Here is a 23,008-nt window from a genome sequence, read left to right as displayed (position 1 = left end):
GTAGACTGAGCCGCTTTGGACAATTATGAAGTTGTGAAGCAAGAATTCGAGAGCTTAGACAATGAATACATACGAACCAAAATATTGTTAGAGCAAGACATTGAACGAACAGAGCAATTAAATGATCATCTCGAAAAAACAGTCAATATGAGAGTGTTAGAATTACAACAACGCTTTTGGTCGTATATGTCACAGTTCCAATTTGATGGAGAAATAAGCTGGGAAACGTTTGAAGATAAACGGAAACGTACTTTATTTAGACTGTATATTAAAGCGAGAAAAGAAGGACATAGAGGAGTAATGCAGGATGTAAGTGTAAAAGCAAGAGGCGACAAAGTTGGAAAAGGAGTTTCAGGTGGTGAAGAGTCATTAAGTTCGCTACTAATTGCCCTTGCGCTTTTGCAAAATCTTCAAACAGCTCCAGGCTTTATTGTTTTAGACGAATTTGACAGTGCCTTCGGTGAAAATCGCAAATCAAAAGTATTTGACCTGTACGTCAATGAGTTACAAAGAAAGCTTATCATCCTAACACCAAAGTCACATGAAAGCACGTATTTAAACCGGTTTGACCACGATCCGACCATACCAATTAGTAATGTAGTAGGGTTGAAGAACGCCACGATTTGATAGAACAATGCAGGCCGTTGAAAATTTTCGACTGGCCTGTTTTTTATTTTTGCTTTTGGAATGGAACAAGGCCGTTACGGTAGATGAATGTGGAGCTTCCGAGTCCGTGAAAATTGCCCAACCGAATTATTAAGCAAAATAAGAACCCGCTCAGTCCGCTGAAATGTTCCATCTAGACTTGAAGGTCCCAAAGCCAACTCTGTTACGCCCCATAATCACACAAAATACCGTCTTCACATACCGTTTTTATTTTTCATAAAACAACCACCTTCCTAAAATTTCGCTGTAATATCCCATATAATCCAAAAAGTAGGTGAATCGCCCATCTCAAATACATATCCTTTATTTATGTCTATTATACTTATAAAAGTAGTTAACAATTTAGATAAAATTGTATTCATTTTCAACTTTAAAGAATGTTAGATATTTTTCACTCTGAAAAAGTTCCTATGGATAGGGGTTGGCATACAACGTAAAAATAGAATAAAAGAGGATGTGTGTATTGTAGGATCCTCGACAAGTGACAAGGATTTGTCACTTGATTTATGTTATAATTAGAAAAAAATTAATAGAAATGGGTGGAAGTTTTGTCGATAAGCAAAAATTCTTTTATTACAATAGAGAAATTTTATGCTATGAGAAGTGAAACAGATTGTTTATTAGAGTATATAGACGGCATAATCTATATGTCACCTTCCCCATCAACAAAACACCAGAGGGTTTCAAGCCGTTTACAGCTAAAGTTTGGAAATTTCCTTGAAGATGGTCCCTGTGAAGTATTTGTAGCTCCTTATGATATTGAGCTTAAAAAGGAAGGGATCGAAGGAAATAAAATAGTAATTCCTGATATAAGCATTATTTGTGACAAAAAAGGGTTTACGGAAACGAAATATCAAGGTGTTCCTGCACTTATTGTAGAAATCCTAAGCCCATCTAATCAATCACATGACCTAATTACAAAGCTTAATTTATATATGAAATTTGGTGTCAGCGAGTATTGGATTGTCAATCCAATGCTTGAGTCAATTACCGTTTATGTTTTAAATTCAGAAGGAATGTACGAGCAGTTTGATATTAAAACTGGAAAAGGAAGAGTTTCTTCCAAAGTACTTAGTGGGTTTGAGGTGGCATTAGAAAATGTCTTTTCACAATAATAATGAAAAGGGAACGAGAGGACAGGAATGTTGTTCCACCAAATACTGTAAAATACAAAAGCCATTTTAAGTGACAGTTGATGAGAGTGTCCTAAAACAAAGTGTCTGACACCGTATCACAACTATTTATAGATGGATGTCGAAACCGAACCTCTGTATATAGTTGATGCCAACCATTTTTGAGACATCCTCTTTTTATTAATATTTTTTTGTAGACACCCCATTTCCTATTTTAAGAAATGGGGTATCTCTGTTATTAAAAATATGATTTTAGAAGAAAACGACGGACGGCTCCAGTTTTGGTTAAAACTAAGCAGCCTTAAACAGATATTTGTTTGTTAAACAAACGAGCTGCGTTCTGTAACAGAAGTAGGAGCGCTTTTTCGCTAATGCGCGTTTAAATAAACAAGCTTTACTTCTCTTTACGCTAATAATTGAATATAAAAGAGTAGTAAATAAGGTATGAATTGAAAAGGTTCTTAATACTTATGTTTATAGCAAATACGTTATCTGCCTGTAATAATGAGTTGAAGATGGCTGAAGAGGGACGGCTGCATATTGGTAGTCCACCGCTAATGAAATTTTATCCGAAAACAAAAAAGAAGATATGTTCCTTATGAATGAAGTGGTTTACGTTAATGCCGAAAGAATTGATTGGGTAAAAAAAGCAGATTTGACATTAGGTAATGTAGTTTTAGAAATAGTTAGACAATCAAGTGATGGTAGAGATTTCACCGAAGGTACAGCAACAAAATTACCCGTAGGAACAAAAATATATAAACCGATTGAAAAGGGTGATATTTATATCGCTATTGTAGACGGAAGAGAAATACGATATTTAGGTTTTCGCGAAGGATAAGATATTTCTTATTTAAATAACGATCAGCATTACTTCAACATTTTTGATAAGCACTGCTTATTGTGTTAACGAACAGGTTTGTGGAAGAAGCATAGATTTCTTGTTAGCATATAAGTATATTGAAATAAATTGGGGTGTTTTAACTTTTTTGAATGGAATAAGATAACTGATATTGGTGTAGTTTTCGGAATACAGGTTTTAGAAGTGAAATCAGCTACCAACACACCCAAGTGCTTGTGACAACCTAAAAAGGTACTGTATAGTGCTTAATGATAGAATTGTAGATCAAGATATGGAAGATACTTTGAAAAAAAATACATGCCGAGCTTCAAAAGGTTACTAACCGTTTAGATGGTTTAGAAAACGAGCAGCAAGAGGTGAAAAAAGATCTTTCAAGTATTGTATTAAAGATAACCTTATCAGTGGCTTAGGGTCATACTTTTAACGCATTGAGAAACATATAGATGAAAAAACAAATGTTAAAAGATACATTAGGAGACCATCAGCGTGTTATTGATACTTTATCAGTTCCTTCAATTAAACATGAACGTGAAGTAAAAGACTTTAAGCGAATGCTAAAAAATCAATAAGGACCTACCTATTAGGTTCTTTTTTCTTGTTCTTGAAATAATATCCAAATTGGACAGGATTCCTGTGCTCCCCTTGTACCTTCAAGTAAACGTGTGCTTCAACGAATAGATGGAGTTTGTCGTTCCCAAAAACTCCTTTTTGTGCTAAAGAGGCAATTTCATCAAAAAAATGTCCTTCATAAAGCCGATGATGAAGGACAAAAGAATGTAGAAAAGCAAGGAGGGGTAAGGAGGGGTAAGGAGGGGTAAGGAGGGGTATGGGGTCTGACCCCAATGTCATCAGGCTAAGGATACAAATATTGGAATGTTACTTTGAGGCCACTGAAAAAGTGAATGTTTTTGAAAAACGAATGATTATAGGGGGGCAAAAATGTCGCCCTAACCCTCAAACGAGCCTTAGAAGCGATTCTAGAGGCTCGTTTTTTGAATATTATTTTTCAGATAAAAAAATTTGGACTTTTTCAGCAGTCCGTGTTACTTTCTGCTTCTTTTTTTGTAATGAGCTACTATCAAAGNCAATGTCATCAGGCTAAGGATACAAATATTGGAATGTTACTTTGAGGCCACTGAAAAAGTGAATGTTTTTGAAAAACGAATGATTATAGGGGGGCAAAAATGTCGCCCTAACCCTCAAACGAGCCTTAGAAGCGATTCTAGAGGCTCGTTTTTTGAATATTATTTTTCAGATAAAAAAATTTGGACTTTTTCAGCAGTCCGTGTTACTTTCTGCTTCTTTTTTTGTAATGAGCTACTATCAAAGTCCCGTAAAATAATCATTGAAATATAGAGAAATAACTTGACTTTTGAAAAAACGCCTAACAATCGATTTGAATACCTTTCGTTGGTATATCAAATGTGATGGTGGGGATTTTGATATGGAAAATAAGACTTTTTTAGAGGCAGTACGTGTGACAGAACGGCTTTTGAACGATGTAATATTTATGTGTGAGTCACGGATGAAGTCGACCTACTTTACACGTCTTGGAAACAACAAAATGGACTTTTCAAGCCTTATATTATTTTGTTTGAATTTCGTGAAAAAATCGATTCAACTTGAATTAGATGATTTTCACAAGCTACTAAATCTGCCCGATGTAAGTATATCGAAGCAGGGGTTTTCTGAAGCTCGACAGAAAATATCTCCGAACGCATTTATGAAATTAGTAGACGTTGTGACAGAGTGGTTTTATGAAGATGGCGTCATAAATACGTNTAAAGGGTATAGGCTTTCCGCTATTGATGCCTCTATTTTAGAATTAAATAATTCTGAACGATTAAGAATGGCATTCGGCTTTTGTGAAAATAAAACGAAAAAATTTGCCCGTGCTCTCGCTTCCGGTATTTATGATATCGAAAACAAAATCATGATCGCATCAATAATCACTCGGTACAATACTAGTGAGCGAGATGTGGCCATTGAACTGATTGAAAAACTTAAGGTAATGGGCTTGAAAAATGACCTTATCCTCTTTGATCGGGGATATCCCTCTAGACATTTCATCTCATACTTACACAGTAACACCATTAAGTTTTTAATGCGCGTTTCTTCTTCAACATTGAAAGAAATCAATGAGAGCAAGGGTCCAGACCAACGAATTCAGATAAAAGGTGTGGATGGAGAAGTGATTGCTTTACGTGTTCTACGATTCACTTTAGATTCTGGAATTGAAGAAATTCTCGTTACAAATGTAATGCATGAAGACTGGGGTATTCAAGAATTCAAAGAGCTTTATTTTAAAAGGTGGGGAATTGAAGTTAAATACATGGAATTAAAAAGCAGGCTTCAACTTGAAAATTTTACAGGTGACACTGCCATCTCTGTGGAACAGGACTTTTACGCTTCGGTTTATTTAGGCAATATGATGGCGCTTTTGAAACACGAAGCGAATGAAAAGATTACAGAGGAAAATGACGGAAAAGACCTAAAACATAAGTATGAAGTAAATGCCAATATCCTTGTTGGAAAGTTGAAAAATTCGTTGATTCTNATGTTTCTAGAAAAGCAGCCGGAAAAACGCACCTCTCTCTTCCATCGCATCATGCAAGAAATCGTACGAAATAAGGTGCCTATACGACCTGGGAGAAGTTTTAAGCGTAATATGGGATTGAAAGCAAATAAATATTCACTTAATAGAAAGAGATGTCTGTNTTGAAAATTTTACAGGTGACACTGCCATCTCTGTGGAACAGGACTTTTACGCTTCGGTTTATTTAGGCAATATGATGGCGCTTTTGAAACACGAAGCGAATGAAAAGATTACAGAGGAAAATGACGGAAAAGACCTAAAACATAAGTATGAAGTAAATGCCAATATCCTTGTTGGAAAGTTGAAAAATTCGTTGATTCTNATGTTTCTAGAAAAGCAGCCGGAAAAACGCACCTCTCTCTTCCATCGCATCATGCAAGAAATCGTACGAAATAAGGTGCCTATACGACCTGGGAGAAGTTTTAAGCGTAATATGGGATTGAAAGCAAATAAATATTCACTTAATAGAAAGAGATGTCTGTAAGGATTTTCGTTTTAGCTTAAAAGAGTAACGTGTAAGCTTTTAATAGAATTGGAGAGTAAGAAAACAAGGACTTGTAAAAAAATGACATACAAGCCCCGGGTATCCTATTGCCTTTTTTCCTAAGTTGGTTGATAAACTTTTCTTTAGACTGGATTATATTTTCCTGATTTAGAGGTTTAGATGTAATTTGTAAGTTATTGGCTCTTTAGCCTGATGACATTGAGCCTGTGGCCCAACGGGGAAGGAAACCAAAACCAACAGCGATTAAAGCATTGGAAGGCAATCCGGGAAAGCGAGATCTTAATCAAAATGAACCCAAGCCGGATAAGAAAGCCCCTAGATGCCCAGCTTGGTTAGAACCTGAAGCTAAAAAAGAGTGGCGCAGAATGGTGAAGCAATTGGAGCAGCTAGGAATATTAACAGAAGTAGATATGGCAGCCTTTGCGGGATACTGCCAAGCCTATGCAAGGTGGAAAGAGGCAGAAGAATTTATCACGAAACATGGAACGATTGTAAAAACCCCTTCAGGGTACTGGCAACAGGTGCCACAGGTGTCCATTGCTCAGAGCTACCTCAAAATCATGAATCGTTTCTGTGAGCAGTTTGGGTTAACTCCTTCATCGCGAAGTAGAATTGTTGCCGACAAACCAACGGATGCGAATGATCCAATGGAGTTTATGCTCTTTCAAGGTGGTGGTAAGGGTGTATGATGAGAAAAAAGCACAGCATGCCGTTAACTTTATAAACTGCTTAAAGCATACGAAAGGCCAGTGGCGAGGGGTTCCTTTCGACCTTTTACCTTGGCAAGATCAAATAGTCAGGGATATTTTCGGAACGGTAAAAGATAATGGGTACCGACAATATAATACAGCTTATGTTGAAATTCCAAAAAAGAATGGGAAAAGTGAGCTTGCAGCTGCTCTGGCTTTATTAATGACCTGTGGTGATGGGGAGTGGGGAGCTGAAGTTTATGGTTGTGCATCAGATAGGCAACAAGCTTCGATTGTGTTTGACGTTGCAGTAGAAATGGTAGAACAGTCACCCGCATTGAAGAAACGATTTAAACCTGTTATGTCAATGAAACGACTAGTCTATAAACCTACGAATAGTTTCTATCAGGTTCTTTCCGCTGAAGCGTACACGAAACATGGCCTGAATGTTCATGCTGTTGTGTTTGATGAGCTACATGCTCAACCGAACCGAGATTTATTCGATGTAATGACCAAGGGGTCTGGTGATGCTCGCTTGCAACCTTTGTTCTTTTTAATTACTACGGCAGGTACAGACCGAAATTCGATTTGTTATGAAGTACACCAAAAGGCAGTGGATCTTTTGGACGGTAGAAAAATTGACCCTACTTTTTATCCTGCCATTTACGGAATTGATGATGACGATGACTGGACTGACGAAAAAAACTGGTACAAAGCCAATCCATCTCTTGGCCATACCATTGACATAGAAAAAGTAAGAAATGCGTATCTAAGTGCAAAGGAAAACCCTGCGGAAGAGAACATCTTTAGACAGTTGCGGCTAAATCAATGGGTGAAGCAATCAACTCGTTGGATGCAAATGGAGAAATGGGACGCTTGCGATGAACCGGTTGATTTGGACTTGCTCCGTGGTAGAGAGTGTTATGGTGGCTTAGACCTTTCGAGTACAACGGATATTACAGCTTTTGTACTTGTTTTTCCACCAAAGACTGATGATGAGAAGTTTATTGTTCTCCCTTACTTTTGGATCCCTGATGAAAACATGAAAGTAAGGGTTAGGAGAGATCATGTACCTTATGACATTTGGGAGAAACAAGGCTATATCAAAACCACTGAAGGAAACGTAGTTCATTATGGATTTATTGAGAAATTTATCGAAGAGCTAGGATTGAAGTATAACATTAAAGAAATAGCCTTTGACCGATGGGGTGCGGTACAAATGGTTCAGAACTTAGAGGGAATGGGCTTTTCTGTTGTTCCTTTTGGTCAAGGATATAAAGATATGTCTCCAGCTTCAAAGGAATTGATGAAAATAACGTTAGAAAGAAGAATCGTTCATGGTGGAAATCCAGTATTACGGTGGATGATGGACAACATCTTTGTTAAAACAGACCCAGCAGGCAATATAAAGCCTGATAAAGAGAAAAGCACCGAGCGAATAGACGGTGCCGTGGCAATGATTATGGCTTTAGATCGAGCAATAAGAAACGAAAATAGAGAGAGCGTTTATAATGGTCGAGGGATATTGATACTATGAGTTCAGAACCAGTCATTGCATTTGTTTTCATTGCAAACTGTCCCTAACTAACGTATAATAATAAGAGTTTAGTTTAATAGACAGATAGTTTAATATTTCATATGTGCCTGGGCAACTAGTTCTTTTGATTAGAAACTGGTTGTTTATTTGGTTTAAGATAGATTTTCTTCAATCTCCATTCTGTAAGGCACTTTTTCATATTTTTATCATTAATAAATTTGCAAAGAAATTTGCACTTACAGGAGCGGTGATACAGGTGGCTAAAAAATACTATGCAGTAAAACAAGGCAAAAGAACTGGGATCTTTACTACATGGGATGAATGCAAACAAAATGTACACGGATACCCAGGTGCAGAATATAAAAGCTTTACGAGTAAAGCACAGGCAGAAACCTACTTGACTGGCACACAAGAAACTGGCGATCCGGAAAAAGATAGGGCGGCCGAAAGTGAAGCTGAAGTTGTAGCTTATGTTGATGGTAGCTTTAATGAAGTGAGCAATGAGTTTTCTTACGGTGCAGTTATTTTTTACCAAGGAGAACAAACACATTTTGCTGAAAAATTTAGTGATCCTGACCTAGTTTCCATGAGGAATGTAGCAGGGGAAATTAAGGGTTCAGAAAGAGCGATGGCTTTTGCTGTCGAAAGGGAAGCCAAGAGCCTGACAATTCATCATGATTACGAAGGCATTGCTAAATGGTGTACAGGTGAGTGGCAAGCAAAGAAAACAGGCACTATTGCTTATAAACAATATTTTGACAAAATTAAAAATGATGTAAATGTTAAATTCGTTAAGGTTAAAAGCCACTCTGGTGATGAATTTAACGATTTGGCAGATAAATTGGCTAAGGAAGCTTTTGTGCAAACAGAATCTGTAGAGAACTCAGTAGATAGTGTCTCCGAAAAGCCAAAAAATATTGGTATTTATGTAGATCCTACCGATTTAATAGAGCTAATTAAGACTGCTGGTACTCAAGAATGGGATGATTTTCATTTCATATCCCTGGAAGAGAAGGGCAACGTTAATAAGTGTGATTTCACAGTAAATGACAAACCGTGCTCTTTAAACTTTCATAGTAAGAATAATGGGACAACAACGATGAGCCCAACAGGGAAAAATACGGAATTTTCCTCTGTACTTAAAGAACGGATTATTGAATTGAGTGATTATAAAGATACTGGTGTTTCCAAATCACATACGTTTAGGATTACTCAGGAGTGGTCATATAAACTTGTGGACTTTTTAGAAGGATTAGAAGATATTTCAAAAGACTGTATCCATCATGAAAATCCAAAATATGAACAGTGTAAATTTCTGAGCACCAAAGGTGACCGATTAAACATAAATATCTATGAAACAGGTAAAGTTGTCTTGCAAGGAAAACCGGCTTATCTCTATACGGAAGCAATGTCTTTTCTGTCCTACTGCCCAGAAATCAGTATGACTGACGTTGTTGAAGCTAATAATTCTTTTCATGAAGTGGATGTAAAAGTCGAAGATACACGAACTGAGCTTCAGCGGTTAATGCCAAACACATATGGAAAGATTGACGACACGCTTTTCAAAATTCTTTCCCCTGCAATTGCGCTTAAAAAAATCGGTAGGGAAGTGGAAGATTACTCTTGTTACGCTTTTCCGGCATTGCGTGCTTTGGAAGGGTACCTAATGCACACATTTAGTATAGAGAATATCGTAATTGGGCATAAATATGGAGAGCAATGTGGGAGTCATTTTAAATATGTAAAAAGAAATGATTCACACGTTTTAAAGAAAGACACTGTTGATAGATTATCGAATCATAAAAGCAAAGCAGTACTTGAGGAAGTTTATAATTACTTGAAGAAAAATCGTCATACCTTATTTCATTCGGAACAAATATTATTTACTACTCGCATTTTAGAGGATAAACTAGAAGCAGATCAAATTGTAAATGAAGTCATTGATCTGATTGAACGAACATATACGTATCTTATAGCATAAAATAACTGAGGGAGAAGGTGGTTACTATGGCTAATTTTGATGTGATACAACTTAATAATGCCCCATATGACTACTTGTTTATCGCGACAAGTTTTCGCAGCTCCCTCAGTGATTTAGCAAAGCTAGACAATGTAGTGAGTATAGGGCAAGGTAAGATTTTGGTTGACTTTATGCTAATTCATGGAAACAAAAAGAACCGTTTTGTGGAATGTAATGTTGTAAATGATGCTTGCCAAAGACAATCAATAAAAATTGCAGATTATGTTGACGAAAATATTCGTCAAAAGAGCTCATCGTTTTTTAAGGAAAATGAACAGCTCGTAAAAAACAGTGTACTACCAAAAGCCCTTCAGTACCTAATTACAACTGGTGATGCTATATAGCAAAAAACTGTTGGAAGGCTTGAGTAATGCCTTAATCCAAATAATATTTCATTTGCGGGAGGGGTAAGACTATATGTCTTGCTCCTTTTTTATGAACAAGAATATAATAAATTCGCGCATCTACTGAGAAGTGGGTGCTTTTTTTATGCCAATTTCGGAGGTAAAGCTGATGAAGATACCAGTTATATCAAAACTTTTTCAATCAAGAGCTAGTCCAAAGAACAGCTTTTTAGGAAGCACCTATAGCTTTTTTTTTGGTGGGACAACCAGTGGAAAAGCAGTCAATGAAAGAACAGCTATGCAGACGACGGCAGTGTACGCATGTGTTCGGATATTAGCAGAAACCATCGCCAGTCTTCCGCTGCATCTATACAAATACACTGATAACGGTAAAGAAAAAGCACTGGAACACCGTTTATATAATATGCTCCATGATGAGCCAAACTCCGAGATGACTTCGTTTGTGTTTAGGGAAACACTGATGAGTCATCTTTTATTATGGGGAAATGCCTATGTACAAATCATCAGGGATGGAAGAGGAAATGTGCTTTCTCTTTATCCCTTACTTCCTGACAAGATGACGGTGGACCGAACTTCAACAGGTGAGCTTTATTATAAATACCTAAAGGACAGCGGGACAGTCATTCTTAGAAGTGATGAGGTTCTTCATATCCCAGGACTAGGTTTTGATGGTCTTGTGGGTTACTCACCAATTGCTATGGCCAAGAATGCGATTGGAATGGCACTAGCCACTGAAGAATATGGAGCTAAGTTTTTTGCTAACGGGGCTAATCCCGGTGGGGTGTTAGAACATCCCGGTGTCGTAAAGGATCCTGCAAAAATAAGAGAAAGTTGGAATGCTGTTTATCAAGGAAGCGGGAACTCTCATCGGATAGCGGTTTTAGAAGAAGGAATGAAGTTTCAGAGTATCGGCATTCCACCAGAACAGGCTCAGTTCCTTGAAACGAGAAAGTTTCAAACGGAAGAGATCTGTCGTATTTTTAGAGTTCCACCTCATCTGGTGGCCAATCTTGATAAGGCAACCTTTAGCAACATTGAACATCAGTCCATTAGCTTTATTGATAATACGATTATGCCTTGGGTGACGAGGATTGAGCAATCGATGAAGAAATCATTGTTGAGTGAATCCGAGAAAAGCGAGTATTTCATTAAGTTTAACCTTAATGGTCGCCTTCGGGGAGATGCGGGATCGAGGGCTCAATTTTATCAAATCATGCGACAAAACGGTGTTATGTCTGCTAATGACATCCGTGAGCTAGAAGAAATGAATTTAATTCCGGATGAACAGGGTGGAGACAAATACTTGGTGAACGGGAACTTTGTTGATATGTCAAAGGCTGGTGCTTGGACAGAAAAATATGAGGAGGGATAAACCTTGAATAAATTTTGGAATTGGGTCAAGAACGAGAGTGGAAGGACGCTTCATCTTGACGGAGTGATTGCGGAAGAGTCATGGTTTGGTGACGAAGTAACACCGAAGCAATTTAAGTCTGAACTGACCAATGAAAGTGGGGATATTACTATCTGGATTAACTCCCCCGGTGGCGATGTGTTTGCGGCGAGTCAGATTTATAACATGCTGATGGATTATAAGGGCAAGGTTACTGTGAAAATTGATGGGGTTGCTGCTAGTGCTGCATCGGTCATTGCGATGGCAGGTGGAGAGGTGCATATGTCCCCTGTTTCCATGATGATGATCCATAATCCGATGACCATTGCCTTTGGGGATACTGTTGAAATGGAAAAAGCCATCAATATGCTGAGTGAAGTTAAAGAAAGCATCATTAATGCTTATGAATTGAAGACGGGTCTTTCAAGGACAGAGCTCTCTGACTTAATGGATGCTGAAAGCTGGTTTAATTCCAAAAAGGCAGTGGAAATGGGGTTTGCTGATAAAGTTATGTTTATAAATAAAAGTGAATCAGACTCACCAGAGGAAGGGATCATCTACAGCAAAATGGCAGTAGTGAACTCGTTCTTACACAAACTGCCACAAAAAGAAGAGAAAAAAGGTACCGATATCACAATCTTAGACAAGAGATTAGAACTCTTGAAATATTAAAGGAGGAGATTTGAATGAGTAAAGTATTAGAGCTTCGTGAAAAAAGAGCAAAAGCATGGGAAGGAGCTAAGGTTTTTCTTGATTCCAAAAGAGGAAAAGATGGTCTACTCTCAGCTGAAGATACATCCACTTATGAAAAGATGGAAGAAGAGGTCGTCAATCTTGGGAAGGAAATCGACCGATTGGAACGACAACAAGCAATAGACTTTGAGCTATCAAAGCCAATTAACCAGCCGATTACGTCAAAACCTACTGGGACTGGCGAGCATAAAACAGGACGAGCAACGGATGAGTACAAAGATGCCTTCTGGAAGTCGATGCGAAACAAAAGCAACTTCGATGTTCAAAACGCCTTAAAGGTTGGTACGGATTCTGAGGGAGGTTATTTAGCACCAGATGAATTTGAACGTACACTCATTGAAGCGTTAGAAGAAGAAAATATTTTCCGAACGCTCGCCAAGGTCATTACCACTTCTTCGGGTGATCGCAAAATTCCAGTGGTTGCTTCAAAAGGAACAGCTTCTTGGGTCGATGAAGAAGGGCTTATTCCAGAGTCAGATGACAGCTTTGGTCAAGTTTCAATTGGTGCTTATAAGCTAGCCACCATGATTAAAGTATCTGAAGAACTATTAAACGACAGTGTGTTTAATTTACAAGCGTATATTGCCAAAGAATTTGCCAGACGGATTGGTGCCAAAGAGGAAGAAGCATTCTTCGTGGGAGATGGTACCGGAAAGCCGACTGGCATTTTTAATGCCACAGGTGGGGCAGAACTTGGCATTACAGCATCATCTGCAACGGCTGTTTCTGTTGATGAGATTATGGACTTATTCTATTCTCTACGCTCGCCATATCGTAAAAATGCAGTCTTTGTCATGAACGATGCGACCGTGAAACTGATTCGTAAGCTAAAAGACGGAAACGGGCAATATTTATGGCAACCTTCTATTCAAGCTGGACAACCAGATACGATTTTAAATCGTCCAGTGAAAACATCAGCGTATGTACCAACAGTTGCTACTGGTGCGAAGACGATCGCTTTTGGTGACTTTGGTTACTACTGGGTTGCAGATCGACAAGGCCGTTCGTTCCAACGCTTAAACGAATTGTACGCTGCAACGGGACAAGTTGGATTTAAAGGAAGCCAACGTGTAGACGGAAAATTAATCCTTCCTGAAGCCATTAAAGTACTTCAGCAAAAATAAAGGTAGGTGAGAAGAAATGAGTAACGTCAAGAATTATACAGAACAAGGTGGAGAACGAACCGTTATTGGAGGAACGCTTGATATAACCGAAGATGGAAAACTGACCTTTGCTGGTGTAGAAGTAAGCCCGGCGGTGAATCAAGTGGATAGTACAGCAACAGATGTGGAAGGTCTCGTGGCTGATTTTAATGCTCTATTAACCAAGCTCAAGGAATCGGGTCTAATGGCAAGCGAATAATAAGGAGGGGCAGTGATGGAAGCACTATTGGTTAGGGTGAAAAGCAACCTGATTTTAACCCACAACGAGGATGATGATTTACTACTTGGTTTCATTGCTGCTGCGACCTCTTATGCAGAGAGTTATCAAAAGAAAGCGGATGGATACTATGGAGAAAATCCAATGCACCCAACGACAGAACAAGCGGTCATCATGCTATCGTCTCACTTTTATGAAAGTCGGGACGGTAGCACTGGTGGCTTTTTTGCAGATAAGGTAGAGGCCAGTCAGCAAGTATGGCAAGTTGTAAACATGCTTCTTAGGCTAAATCGGGAAGTGGTTATATGAGTTTTGGAAAAATGAGAACGCTGATAGACATCATTCAAACACAGTCCATTAAAGATAAAGACGGTTTTGCAACTGATCAGGAGAGTGTAATTGCTTCAATCCGTGCTTATAAAGAAGACCGACATGGGAATGAGGCATGGAAGAATCGGGCAAGTTTTTCAACGGCCACTTCTCTTTTTCGCTTTAGAAAACCTCATGGTTTTAAGGTCACAACGTTTTTAAAGATTATTTGTCGAGGGGAACGATATAACATTTTAAGTGTTGAGGATTTGAAGGAAAGAGGAATGTATCTCGAAGTGTTAGCAGAAAAAATTGTAAGTTCAAAGGGGTGAGGGGATGGCACGAGCAACTTTTAAAATGCCGGATGACTTTTTAGAAAAGCTATCTAAGCTTAATAACCAATTTGATCGGATTGTCCCTGAAGTCCTGCAAGCGGGTACAGAACCTATTGTCAAAAAAGCGAAGAGTAATCTGGCTGCAAGGATAGGGGTTGGAACGAAAAATCCCTCTGAGAGTACGGGTGAACTCATTGCGTCCTTAGAAACGACAAAGCCTGTCCAAGACTATAAAGGAAATTGGAACCTGCGTGTTGGAATTCCAACCACCAAAGATAGCAAAGGTGTATCCAACGCCTTAAAAGCAGCGGTCATGGAGTATGGGAAAGCGGGTCAGCCACCTAAACCATGGCTAAAACCAACAAAATCAGCGACAAGAAAAGCTTGCATTGAAGCGATGAAAGAGGCACTGGATAAGGAGATTGATAAACTATGAAGCTATTAGCAGAGTTAAATTCCATTATTCATCCTATGAACATTCCTATCGAAACAGGTTACTTTTCTGGTTTACCTCCAGATGAATACATGGTCCTCACGCCCCTCTCTGATAGGTTTGATTTATTTGCGGATAATCAAGCTCATTCTGTTATTGAAGAAGTAAGAATTTCTGTGTTTTCAAAGAAGAACTATTTGCCTATCAAAAAGCAGCTGACTAAAATACTGCTACAGAAAGAGATCACAATCACTGATAGGCGATACATCGGGTTCGAAAATGAAACAAAATATCATCATTATGCTATAGACGTAATGAAAGAATATGAAATGGAGGAGAATTAATGGCAACGATAGGACTTGACCGTTTATATTATGCCAACATTACGGAAGATGAAAATGGCATTGAGAGTTACGGAACTCCAAAGGTTCTAGCAAAGGCAATGACAGCTGAACTAAGTGTTGAGCTGATAGAAGCCATTCTATATGCCGATGATGGGGCGTCTGAGATTGTAAAGGAATTTCAAAGTGGGACTTTAAATTTGGGTATTGATGACATTGGACCACTAGCAGCTCAAGATTTAACAGGATGTAAGATTGATAGTAATAATGTCGTCGTTTCAAGAAGTGAAGATGGAGGAAAACCTGTGGCCATAGGGTTTCGTGCGAAGAAATCAAATGGACGATATCGCTACTTCTGGTTGTATCGTGTCATCTTCAGTATCCCTACGACGAGCTTGGCGACCAAAGGAGAATCGATCACGTTTAGTAGTCCAACCATTGAAGGGACTGTATTTAGACGAAATAAATTAGACGGAGAAAGCAAACACCCATGGAAGGCAGAAGTAACAGAAGGGGATTCAGGTGTAGCGACATCAACGATTACAGAATGGTTTAACAAAGTGTATGAACCGGACTTTACTCCCGTGGAACCGGTGATCACCATTACGACCCAGCCAGCTGAGCTGACGGAAGTAGTGGAAGGAGATATTTCCGGTAGTCTTTCAGTTGTAGCAAGTGTGAATACAAGTCATCCAATCACTTATCAGTGGTATGAAAACACGACTGATAGCACGGTTGGGGGAACGGTTAGTAATGGAGAAACTTCCGCAAGCTTTAACATTCCAACTGACCTACTTGCTGGAACATATTATTACTATTGTGTACTAAGCTCCGTTGGTGCAACAGATGTTAAAACGGATGTGGCTATTGTTAATGTATCTTAAGAGTTATAGGAAGGACGATGAAAAATGACGAATGAAAATGTAGAACCGAAGCCTCTAGATCTCGACGAAGTAGCGGGTGAAAGAAGTGCAGCTATTGAAATTGGTGGAGAGAAATATAAGCTAATTCTTACGACGAAAGCAACAAAGGAAATAGCGAAACGATATGGTGGATTGGAGAATCTCGGAACAAAGCTCATGGAGAGTAAGGATTTTGAACTGGCCCTGGATGAGGTCGTCTGGCTTGTAACATTACTCGCGAACCAATCTATCCTTATCCATAACATTAGAAACAAGAACGACAAGAAAGAGTTGTTACAAGAAGATGAAGTCGAACTGTTAACAACACCTTTTGAATTAGCCGAATACAAAAATGCGATCATGGTCAGTATGATGAAAGGTACAAAACGGCACATCGAGAGTGAACCAGTAAAAAACGTGGAAGTCGGGTAAGCGATGAAGAATTGTTTATCCGACTTATTTATTATGGTACGGCCCATTTAAACCGTAGGGAAGAAGAAGTCTGGCTCACACCTTTTGGATATTTGCTGGATTTATGGGAATGCCACAAGCAGTTTACTGGGATCGCTCAACCGAAGAAAGAAGTTTCAATAGATGATGTAATTCCGATGGGGATCTAATGATAGCACTCTGAGGAGTGTATTTTTTTATGCCTAAAAGAGAGGAGGTGGAAATGTGTCTGATAATTTTGGTCTAAAGATTGGTGTTGAGGGAGAGAAGGAGTTTAAAAATGCCTTAAGGGATATTAATCGTAACTTTAAAGTACTAGGCAGTGAAATGAAACTCGTTAGCTCTCAATTTGATAAGCAGGATAAATCGGTTCAGGCAGTCACGGCGAGAAACGCAGTACTTAATAAAGAGATTGATGCCCAGAAAGATAAAGTTGGCATGCTGGAAAAAGCTCTAGCAAATGCGGCCTCTTCCTTTGGTGAAAATGATAGACGGACTCAAGCTTGGCAAATTCAGTTGAACAATGCGAAAGCTGCTTTGAATGGGATGGAAAGTGAGTTAGAGGAAAATAACCGAGCGTTAGAAGCAGCGAGTGATGGTTTTGATGAAGCTGGAGATGAAGCAGAGAAGTTTGGTGATGATATCAGCGATGCAGCAGATACTGCAGATGATGCAGGTAGTAAATTTGAAAAACTAGGCTCCATCGTAAAAGGAGTAGCGGTTGGAATTGGTGTAGCCATGGCTGCCATTGGTACGGCTGCAATTACAGCAGGAAAGAAGTTATATGATATGGCCAATGATGCTGCCGCAGCAGGTGATGAAATTGACAAAGCGAGTCAAAGGGTCGGTTTTTCCAAAGAGGCTTATCAAGAATGGGATTACGTTTTATCTCAAAATGGTGCCAGTATCGATACGTTAGATAACGGTATGAAGAAACTCAATAATACGGTCGATGATGCGATTAACGGAAGTGATTCTGCGGCTAAAAGGTTTGAACGGTTAGGCATTTCCATGGATGATCTACAAGGGAAAAGCCGGGAAGAAATCTTTGAAATGACTGTTCGTGGTCTTCAAGGGATGACGAATGAAAGTGAAAGAGCAGCAGTAGCCAATGATCTACTCGGGAGTTCTTCTGTAGAATTATCTGCACTACTCAATCAGACAGCAGAAGGTACGGATGAGCTAAGGCAAAAAGCTCATGAACTTGGTCTTGTCATGAGTGAAGATGCGGTAAATGCAGCAGTCGAATATACCGATGCGATGGATAACTTCACGAGAACTTTCCAAGCGGTAAAGAACAATATTGCTTCAGAATTACTGCCAGGATTTACGATGATTCTTGATGGTTTAACGGGTCTTATTACGGGACAAGAAGATGCTTCAGAAAAGCTAAAACAAGGAGCAGAGGAAACCGTCCAGCAGATTGGAGTGATACTTCCTCGAATACTTGATGTTGTGACAGGGTTGATTTCAGCGATTGCAGAAGTGGCTCCAGATCTAGTAATGGCCCTAGTGAATGGAATTATTGAGAATTTACCGACGTTAATTACTGCTGCAACAGATATCATTATGACTTTGGTGGGCGGCATTATCGAAGCGCTGCCTCAGGTCACAGAAGGAGCCCTTCAGCTGGTGCTTGCTCTCGTTAATGGCATCGTCGAAAATTTACCTTCATTAGTGGAAGCAGCACTAGTAATGGTTGTTACATTGGCAGAAGGGATTGGAGAAGCGATACCTGAACTGATTCCGGTCATCGTAGAAACGATTATGGTCATTGTAAATACGATCATAGGCAATTTGGATAAGGTACTTGATGCAGCTTTTAAAATCATTGAAGGGTTGGCGTTAGGGTTAATTAATGCACTGCCCAGACTTGTTCAAGCTTTACCAACGATTATTTTAACGCTTATCAATTTTATTACTAGTAATCTACCAAAGATCGTTGAGATGGGTGTGAAGTTGATTATCCAATTGGCAGCTGGAATTATTCAAGCCATTCCTCAACTTGTCGCTCAATTGCCACAAGTCATTTCCGCTCTCCTGGTCGGATTAGGCAAAGCGGTTGTATCCATCGGGGCTATTGGTCGTGATATCGTTCGAGGCCTGTGGAACGGAATTGCTTCCATGATTGGTTGGATCAAAGATAAGATTGGTGGATTTGTCGGTGGGATTGTCAGCAATGTGAAAGGCGTCCTTGGTATTCGTTCTCCTTCAAGAGTCTTTGCTGGCATAGGTGAGAACATGGGTGAAGGGATTGGTGAAGGTTTTTCTAGTGCGATGAGAGATGTGGAAAAAGACATGGAAGGTGCCATCCCGACTGATTTTGACCTTGACCTGAATAGTGAAATTGGAGCGACTGCAAAAGGACCGAACGGCTCTTTATTAGATGTAACCATTCCTTTGACTATTGATGGAACACTGTTAACTCGAGTCATTGCACAGCTCCAATGGAACCAAAACACCGTAACCATTAGAAATTTAGGAGTGGCTAAATCATAGCAGTTTTGAAGGGAGGGCAGATGAGCAATGATTGAAATTTATGCAGGAAACACCATGATCCAAACCGTGAAGAAAGTTATGACTGCTAATCTCCGAGAAACGCTCGAAGGGGAGTTTACTCTATCTTTTACGGTACTAGCTAAATCTGCCCTTGCCTTAAAAACAAAACAGCTGGCCAAGATTAATGGGCAGTTCTTTGAAATTGTACAAATTAATAAGTCGATTCAAGGTAGTCTACCAATATGTTCAGTTACTTGTGAGCATGTATCCTACACCTTAAATGATGATCGGTACCAAATTGATGAGTTTGATTTTTCAGGAGATCCAGCTGAAGGGTTGGGGTTGCTACTAGAAGGCACTCCTTTTTCAGTAGGGACGGTTGAATTTATAAATACTATCAATATGAAAATCAACCAATTGGTTAGAAGACGGGCGGCCTTGATGCAGTTCATTGCTCTATTAGGTGGGGAGATTGAGTACGATGGTTATCAAATAAACATAAGGAAACATCGAGGAAGTTTGGAACATAAAGCAGTTATGGATTCAAAGAACGTAACGAATGTTTCCGTTTCTTATGACTCAAGGGAAAATGCCTCTTCCTATGATATTTCTTTCTTTAAATTGTTGAACTTATCCGTTGGTGACAATGTACATATTGTCTTTAAACCGCTTGGAATTAATGTGAAAACGAGAATTATTTCATTAGAATACAATCCTTTTTACCGGTATAACATTCGTGTGGAAGTTGGAAGGTTCAGGCCGAGCATTTCTGATACGTTTTACAGGCTTGAAAGCTCAATGAGTACATTCGAATCATCAATCACTCAGGTCGGTAGTTCTGTCGATGGCCTTCAATATCAAGTGAATCAGCTCGGCATTTCTTATACGATTGTGAAAAGCCTGACTGTTGATTCGAATTCGATTAACGTCACTTATGAAGTGGAAAAAGGAGATACCCATCAGTACCATGCCGAGTACAGCTACACTGTGGACAGTAACGGAAGAATTACGTCGATTACACTCGAAGATATTTTTTCGGAATTACTGTTAAAAGAAGTCTCTAGTTTACTAGTTGATGCAACGAGATTTGAGATTACTTATGTGGATGGGACTACAGCGAATTACAATTATACGACAGATAGCAGTGGAAGGATTACTGCGATTGATAAGGTAGAGGGAGGATAGTTTCATGAGTTATGATCGAAATTTCAATAATACATTAGCGATCTGGACTGCCTTTGGTGGCAGAGGTGAAATTGTTTTACCCATCCCTACCTTGAACTGGCAAAGGAAATATTATTACGATTTTGGTTACAGTCAATATGGAAGCGAAAGACAAATAAACGTCCACGACAACGGGAATGTACAAATCGCTGTGTATTATGCAAAAACACCATATATGTCTTACTACAATAAAACCACGAAGCAATGGACGGTGGTAGATGTATCTTGGTGGGCACACGGTGAACCGGAGATCCTTTATGCTGGTGGTGGCGTGTTCTTAGCCAAAATCACAGGCTTTGCAAACATCATCGCTTCCTTTGACGGCATCACATGGCATAATGCTGGATACTGTGTGGGTGCACAAAATGCGATGACAACTGGTGCTTATGATGTTAGTAGAGGCAGCGGGGTTGTTAGTTGGTGGTACAATCAAACCCCAATATACTACAGTTTTGATTCTTTAACTGAAAGAACGGAATGGCCACTAGCAAGTGGAGGCGGTGTTCCTATCTTTAGATATCTTACTACTCATAAAGGGCAATTCGTCGGTGTAGTTGGGGGAGATCGTTCTATTGCAGCAGCCAGTTCTTCTAGTCCAACATTATGGAACACAACAATACCAGAAGATAGTTACAACAGTCGTTATATGTTTATCCGTTCTGTTAATGGAAAACTGTTTGTGATGAGATGGCGATATGTGAATAACACTTACCATGTAAGGCTTTGTGTGTTGAATGATAGTGCGACCCAATTAACAGAAACCAACCTTTCCCATGTTGGTGATCTTGCTGATAACCGTATCGCTAACCCACAGAATATCATCTGGATGGAAGCTTGGGGGAAGTTTGCTCTTTTTAATGAAAGCATGCTTTATGTATCAGATGATGGAGTGACTTGGGAAGGAGTAGAACAACCGGGGTTCACGACAACGACTTATGATACTTTTGGTGGAGCAATTTATGTTCCAGGAGATGGTTTTTATGTGAAGGCGAGTGGCTTTGTTTATTATGCGCCGTATTAAATAGAAATCTCAGACGCTTAGTGGCCTACCTTAGTCACAGGCGTCTTTTTTATAGATATAACTTAAAAGAGAGTGGGGAGGTAACGTGCCAATTAAAGAACTATGGATATATGTGCAGATTGCGATTGCAGCAGTCGGTGGTTGGTTAGGGTGGTTTCTTGGTGGGTTTGACGGCTTTTTATATGCTCTTATTACCTTTGTGGTTGTTGATTACATCACAGGGATTATGGTTGCAATTATAAATCGGGAACTTTCGAGCGAAATTGGTGCAAGAGGCATTTTTAAAAAGATACTTATTTTTATTCTTGTCGGTGTTGCTCATATCATTGACACTCGGATAATTGGTGACGGTAGTGCGATACGTACTGCAGTCATCTTTTTTTATATGTCGAATGAAGGGATTAGTATTATCGAAAATGCCTCTAGAATTGGACTTCCGGTTCCACAGAAGCTCAAAGATGTACTTGCGCAACTAAACGGAAAATCAAAAGGAGATGAGAAGAATGAACCTAAAAACTAAGTTCATGACAAGGAATGATTGTTATAAGGCAGGGAGAAAAATTACACCCAAAGGAATTATGATTCATTCGACAGCCGCTCCGGGTGTGATGGCTGCGGCTTGGTTTAGTCGCTGGAACAAGTCGTATCAAGCTGGCGAAATCAATCGCCAAGTTTGTGTTCATGCCTTTGTAGATGATAAAGAAGTGTGGCAGTACCTTCCTTGGGATCATCGTGGTTGGCATGCCGGTGGTTCAGCAAATAACACTCATATTGGAATTGAGATTTGTGAGCCAGGTGGTTTTTCGTATTCAGGTGGTTCAAACATGGTTGGTTATAATGTATCAAGGAATGAAGCTTATTTTAGAAAAGCTTGGCAGAATGCAGTAGAGCTTTGTGTCTTTCTGTGCAAAGAGTATAATTTGACGGAGAAAGATATTATCGGTCATGCTGAAGGACACAGACAAGGTATTGCGAGTAACCATGCCGATCCTTTGCACTGGTTTCCTAAGCATGGAGAGGGTATGGATACTTTTAGGGCTGAGGTTAAGAAAGCGCTGGCAAGTAAACAGAAGCCCTCCCCCTCTCAGAAATACTATCGTGTTCAAATAGGTGCCTATTCTATCAAGGCCAATGCAGAAGCTCAGCTTGCCAGAGCAAAAAAAGCGGGTTTTCCCGATGCGTTCATTAAATATGATTAGTTTTATAAGTGTTGAGTACCCGAAGAGTATAAAAAGCTCTTCGGGTTCTTTTTTTGCCTTTTAGGGGTTCGATTCACTGCTTTTTTTGGCATATAGGTGCAGGGGTTTCCTGTAGAAATGGAGGTCAACCTATATGCAAATTACAAGAATCACAGAACAAAATCCACTAATAACTTCAGAACAAAAGCCTATAACCCCTGAACAGCTTCAAAGAGAGTTTGACTACTATAGGGCTGAAAAGCTGCTCCGTAAGATGCTTGAAAAAGAGCTTCTATCTGATGAGGAATTTAACAAAATTATGCTACTCAACCGTAAATCTTTTTCGCCTATATTAGCACAGCTAATGCCCGATAAACCTTGATATAGAGGGCACTCAGAGGTAATATGTCACATACCGGA

26 protein-coding genes are annotated in these 23,008 nt (G+C 39.3%); all 26 read left to right on the top strand.

Going from position 1 to position 23,008, the window contains the following annotated elements; genetic code table 11:
* The first annotated feature begins 15 nt into the window (after window positions 1-15).
* The 26 genes from BKP37_RS02350 (at window position 16) to BKP37_RS02225 (ending at window position 22,970) form a co-directional block, all read left to right on the top strand.
* Window positions 16-627: a hypothetical protein gene (locus BKP37_RS02350; protein ID WP_071308095.1), complete on the top strand. Its 612-nt coding sequence runs from the start codon at window positions 16-18 to the stop codon at window positions 625-627.
* Window positions 628-1,214: 587 nt separating this feature from the next.
* Window positions 1,215-1,781 carry a Uma2 family endonuclease gene (locus BKP37_RS02345; RefSeq protein ID WP_071308094.1) on the top strand — a complete coding sequence of 189 codons (567 nt, stop codon included), beginning with the start codon at window positions 1,215-1,217 and terminating at the stop codon, window positions 1,779-1,781.
* A 616-nt stretch (window positions 1,782-2,397) separates the two neighbouring features.
* Window positions 2,398-2,640 (top strand): hypothetical protein, encoded by a 243-nt coding sequence (locus BKP37_RS02340; protein WP_071308093.1) that lies wholly within the window; start codon window positions 2,398-2,400, stop codon window positions 2,638-2,640.
* A 464-nt stretch (window positions 2,641-3,104) separates the two neighbouring features.
* Entirely contained in the window at window positions 3,105-3,230 is a 126-nt protein-coding gene (locus BKP37_RS20635) for a hypothetical protein (RefSeq protein WP_281242981.1), read from the top strand.
* Between the two features lie 875 nt (window positions 3,231-4,105).
* Window positions 4,106-5,383, top strand: a complete 1,278-nt coding sequence (locus BKP37_RS02330; protein ID WP_071308091.1) for an IS4 family transposase — start codon at window positions 4,106-4,108, stop codon at window positions 5,381-5,383.
* Window positions 5,384-5,968: 585 nt separating this feature from the next.
* Window positions 5,969-6,451 carry a phage terminase small subunit P27 family gene (locus BKP37_RS02320; protein WP_026673625.1) on the top strand — a complete coding sequence of 161 codons (483 nt, stop codon included), beginning with the start codon at window positions 5,969-5,971 and terminating at the stop codon, window positions 6,449-6,451.
* Window positions 6,444-7,988: a terminase large subunit gene (locus BKP37_RS02315; RefSeq protein WP_071308089.1), complete on the top strand. Its 1,545-nt coding sequence runs from the start codon at window positions 6,444-6,446 to the stop codon at window positions 7,986-7,988. The genes BKP37_RS02320 and BKP37_RS02315 overlap by 8 nt, the downstream gene beginning before the upstream one ends.
* 256 nt (window positions 7,989-8,244) lie before the next feature.
* Window positions 8,245-9,969, top strand: a complete 1,725-nt coding sequence (locus BKP37_RS02310) for a ribonuclease H1 domain-containing protein (RefSeq protein WP_071308088.1) — start codon at window positions 8,245-8,247, stop codon at window positions 9,967-9,969.
* A gap of 26 nt (window positions 9,970-9,995) precedes the next feature.
* Window positions 9,996-10,352: a type II toxin-antitoxin system RnlB family antitoxin gene (locus BKP37_RS02305; protein WP_071308087.1), complete on the top strand. Its 357-nt coding sequence runs from the start codon at window positions 9,996-9,998 to the stop codon at window positions 10,350-10,352.
* 169 nt (window positions 10,353-10,521) lie between these two features.
* Entirely contained in the window at window positions 10,522-11,745 is a 1,224-nt protein-coding gene (locus tag BKP37_RS02300; RefSeq protein ID WP_071308086.1) for a phage portal protein, read from the top strand.
* A 3-nt stretch (window positions 11,746-11,748) separates the two neighbouring features.
* Entirely contained in the window at window positions 11,749-12,435 is a 687-nt protein-coding gene (locus BKP37_RS02295; protein WP_071308085.1) for a head maturation protease, ClpP-related, read from the top strand.
* 14 nt (window positions 12,436-12,449) lie between these two features.
* Window positions 12,450-13,640 (top strand): phage major capsid protein, encoded by a 1,191-nt coding sequence (locus BKP37_RS02290; RefSeq protein ID WP_071308084.1) that lies wholly within the window; start codon window positions 12,450-12,452, stop codon window positions 13,638-13,640.
* A 16-nt stretch (window positions 13,641-13,656) separates the two neighbouring features.
* On the top strand, window positions 13,657-13,878 hold the full coding sequence (locus BKP37_RS02285) for a head fiber protein (protein ID WP_071308083.1): 222 nt from the start codon (window positions 13,657-13,659) through the stop codon (window positions 13,876-13,878).
* 15 nt (window positions 13,879-13,893) lie between these two features.
* On the top strand, window positions 13,894-14,205 hold the full coding sequence (locus tag BKP37_RS02280) for a head-tail connector protein (RefSeq protein WP_071308082.1): 312 nt from the start codon (window positions 13,894-13,896) through the stop codon (window positions 14,203-14,205).
* On the top strand, window positions 14,202-14,537 hold the full coding sequence (locus BKP37_RS02275) for a phage head closure protein (RefSeq protein ID WP_071308081.1): 336 nt from the start codon (window positions 14,202-14,204) through the stop codon (window positions 14,535-14,537). Before BKP37_RS02280 ends, BKP37_RS02275 begins: the two co-directional genes overlap by 4 nt.
* A gap of 4 nt (window positions 14,538-14,541) precedes the next feature.
* Window positions 14,542-14,976, top strand: coding sequence for an HK97 gp10 family phage protein (locus BKP37_RS02270; protein WP_071308080.1), 435 nt, complete (start codon window positions 14,542-14,544; stop codon window positions 14,974-14,976).
* On the top strand, window positions 14,973-15,317 hold the full coding sequence (locus tag BKP37_RS02265) for a hypothetical protein (protein ID WP_071308079.1): 345 nt from the start codon (window positions 14,973-14,975) through the stop codon (window positions 15,315-15,317). Before BKP37_RS02270 ends, BKP37_RS02265 begins: the two co-directional genes overlap by 4 nt.
* A complete protein-coding gene (locus BKP37_RS02260) occupies window positions 15,317-16,198 on the top strand; it encodes a major tail protein (RefSeq protein WP_084034507.1) in 882 nt (293 codons plus the stop codon). The genes BKP37_RS02265 and BKP37_RS02260 overlap by 1 nt, the downstream gene beginning before the upstream one ends.
* 24 nt (window positions 16,199-16,222) lie before the next feature.
* Entirely contained in the window at window positions 16,223-16,648 is a 426-nt protein-coding gene (locus BKP37_RS02255) for a hypothetical protein (protein ID WP_071308078.1), read from the top strand.
* 11 nt (window positions 16,649-16,659) lie between these two features.
* Window positions 16,660-16,836: a hypothetical protein gene (locus BKP37_RS19840; protein ID WP_169823062.1), complete on the top strand. Its 177-nt coding sequence runs from the start codon at window positions 16,660-16,662 to the stop codon at window positions 16,834-16,836.
* 268 nt (window positions 16,837-17,104) lie between these two features.
* Window positions 17,105-19,165: a phage tail protein gene (locus tag BKP37_RS02250; RefSeq protein ID WP_211271413.1), complete on the top strand. Its 2,061-nt coding sequence runs from the start codon at window positions 17,105-17,107 to the stop codon at window positions 19,163-19,165.
* A gap of 27 nt (window positions 19,166-19,192) precedes the next feature.
* A complete protein-coding gene (locus tag BKP37_RS02245; RefSeq protein ID WP_071308076.1) occupies window positions 19,193-20,350 on the top strand; it encodes a phage tail protein in 1,158 nt (385 codons plus the stop codon).
* A gap of 250 nt (window positions 20,351-20,600) precedes the next feature.
* Window positions 20,601-21,410, top strand: coding sequence for a hypothetical protein (locus tag BKP37_RS02240; protein ID WP_245712422.1), 810 nt, complete (start codon window positions 20,601-20,603; stop codon window positions 21,408-21,410).
* Window positions 21,411-21,501: 91 nt separating this feature from the next.
* Window positions 21,502-21,930, top strand: coding sequence for a phage holin family protein (locus BKP37_RS02235; protein ID WP_071308387.1), 429 nt, complete (start codon window positions 21,502-21,504; stop codon window positions 21,928-21,930).
* Complete coding sequence (locus BKP37_RS02230; protein ID WP_071308074.1) at window positions 21,914-22,609, top strand: N-acetylmuramoyl-L-alanine amidase; 696 nt, start codon at window positions 21,914-21,916, stop codon at window positions 22,607-22,609. The genes BKP37_RS02235 and BKP37_RS02230 overlap by 17 nt, the downstream gene beginning before the upstream one ends.
* 133 nt (window positions 22,610-22,742) lie before the next feature.
* A complete protein-coding gene (locus BKP37_RS02225) occupies window positions 22,743-22,970 on the top strand; it encodes an SHOCT domain-containing protein (RefSeq protein WP_071308073.1) in 228 nt (75 codons plus the stop codon).
* The last annotated feature ends 38 nt before the right edge of the window (window positions 22,971-23,008 follow it).

This window comes from Anaerobacillus alkalilacustris (assembly GCF_001866005.1).
GTDB lineage: Bacteria > Bacillota > Bacilli > Bacillales > Anaerobacillaceae > Anaerobacillus > Anaerobacillus alkalilacustris.
The sequence above is the reverse complement of the archived record's forward strand: the minus strand, read 5'-3'. Positions and strand labels throughout refer to the sequence as shown.

Bases quoted from the DNA above. Each gene is read 5' to 3' on its own strand.
- BKP37_RS02340 (WP_071308093.1), top strand. From the start codon at position 2,398: ATGAATGAAGTGGTTTACGTTAATGCCGAAAGAATTGATTGGGTAAAA.
- BKP37_RS20635 (WP_281242981.1), top strand. From the start codon at position 3,105: ATGAAAAAACAAATGTTAAAAGATACATTAGGAGACCATCAGCGTGTT.
- BKP37_RS02305 (WP_071308087.1), top strand. From the start codon at position 9,996: ATGGCTAATTTTGATGTGATACAACTTAATAATGCCCCATATGACTAC.
- BKP37_RS02300 (WP_071308086.1), top strand. From the start codon at position 10,522: ATGAAGATACCAGTTATATCAAAACTTTTTCAATCAAGAGCTAGTCCA.
- BKP37_RS02290 (WP_071308084.1), top strand. From the start codon at position 12,450: ATGAGTAAAGTATTAGAGCTTCGTGAAAAAAGAGCAAAAGCATGGGAA.
- BKP37_RS02285 (WP_071308083.1), top strand. From the start codon at position 13,657: ATGAGTAACGTCAAGAATTATACAGAACAAGGTGGAGAACGAACCGTT.
- BKP37_RS02280 (WP_071308082.1), top strand. From the start codon at position 13,894: ATGGAAGCACTATTGGTTAGGGTGAAAAGCAACCTGATTTTAACCCAC.
- BKP37_RS02275 (WP_071308081.1), top strand. From the start codon at position 14,202: ATGAGTTTTGGAAAAATGAGAACGCTGATAGACATCATTCAAACACAG.
- BKP37_RS02270 (WP_071308080.1), top strand. From the start codon at position 14,542: ATGGCACGAGCAACTTTTAAAATGCCGGATGACTTTTTAGAAAAGCTA.
- BKP37_RS02265 (WP_071308079.1), top strand. From the start codon at position 14,973: ATGAAGCTATTAGCAGAGTTAAATTCCATTATTCATCCTATGAACATT.
- BKP37_RS02260 (WP_084034507.1), top strand. From the start codon at position 15,317: ATGGCAACGATAGGACTTGACCGTTTATATTATGCCAACATTACGGAA.
- BKP37_RS02255 (WP_071308078.1), top strand. From the start codon at position 16,223: ATGACGAATGAAAATGTAGAACCGAAGCCTCTAGATCTCGACGAAGTA.
- BKP37_RS02250 (WP_211271413.1), top strand. From the start codon at position 17,105: ATGCTGGAAAAAGCTCTAGCAAATGCGGCCTCTTCCTTTGGTGAAAAT.
- BKP37_RS02245 (WP_071308076.1), top strand. From the start codon at position 19,193: ATGATTGAAATTTATGCAGGAAACACCATGATCCAAACCGTGAAGAAA.
- BKP37_RS02230 (WP_071308074.1), top strand. From the start codon at position 21,914: ATGAACCTAAAAACTAAGTTCATGACAAGGAATGATTGTTATAAGGCA.
- BKP37_RS02225 (WP_071308073.1), top strand. From the start codon at position 22,743: ATGCAAATTACAAGAATCACAGAACAAAATCCACTAATAACTTCAGAA.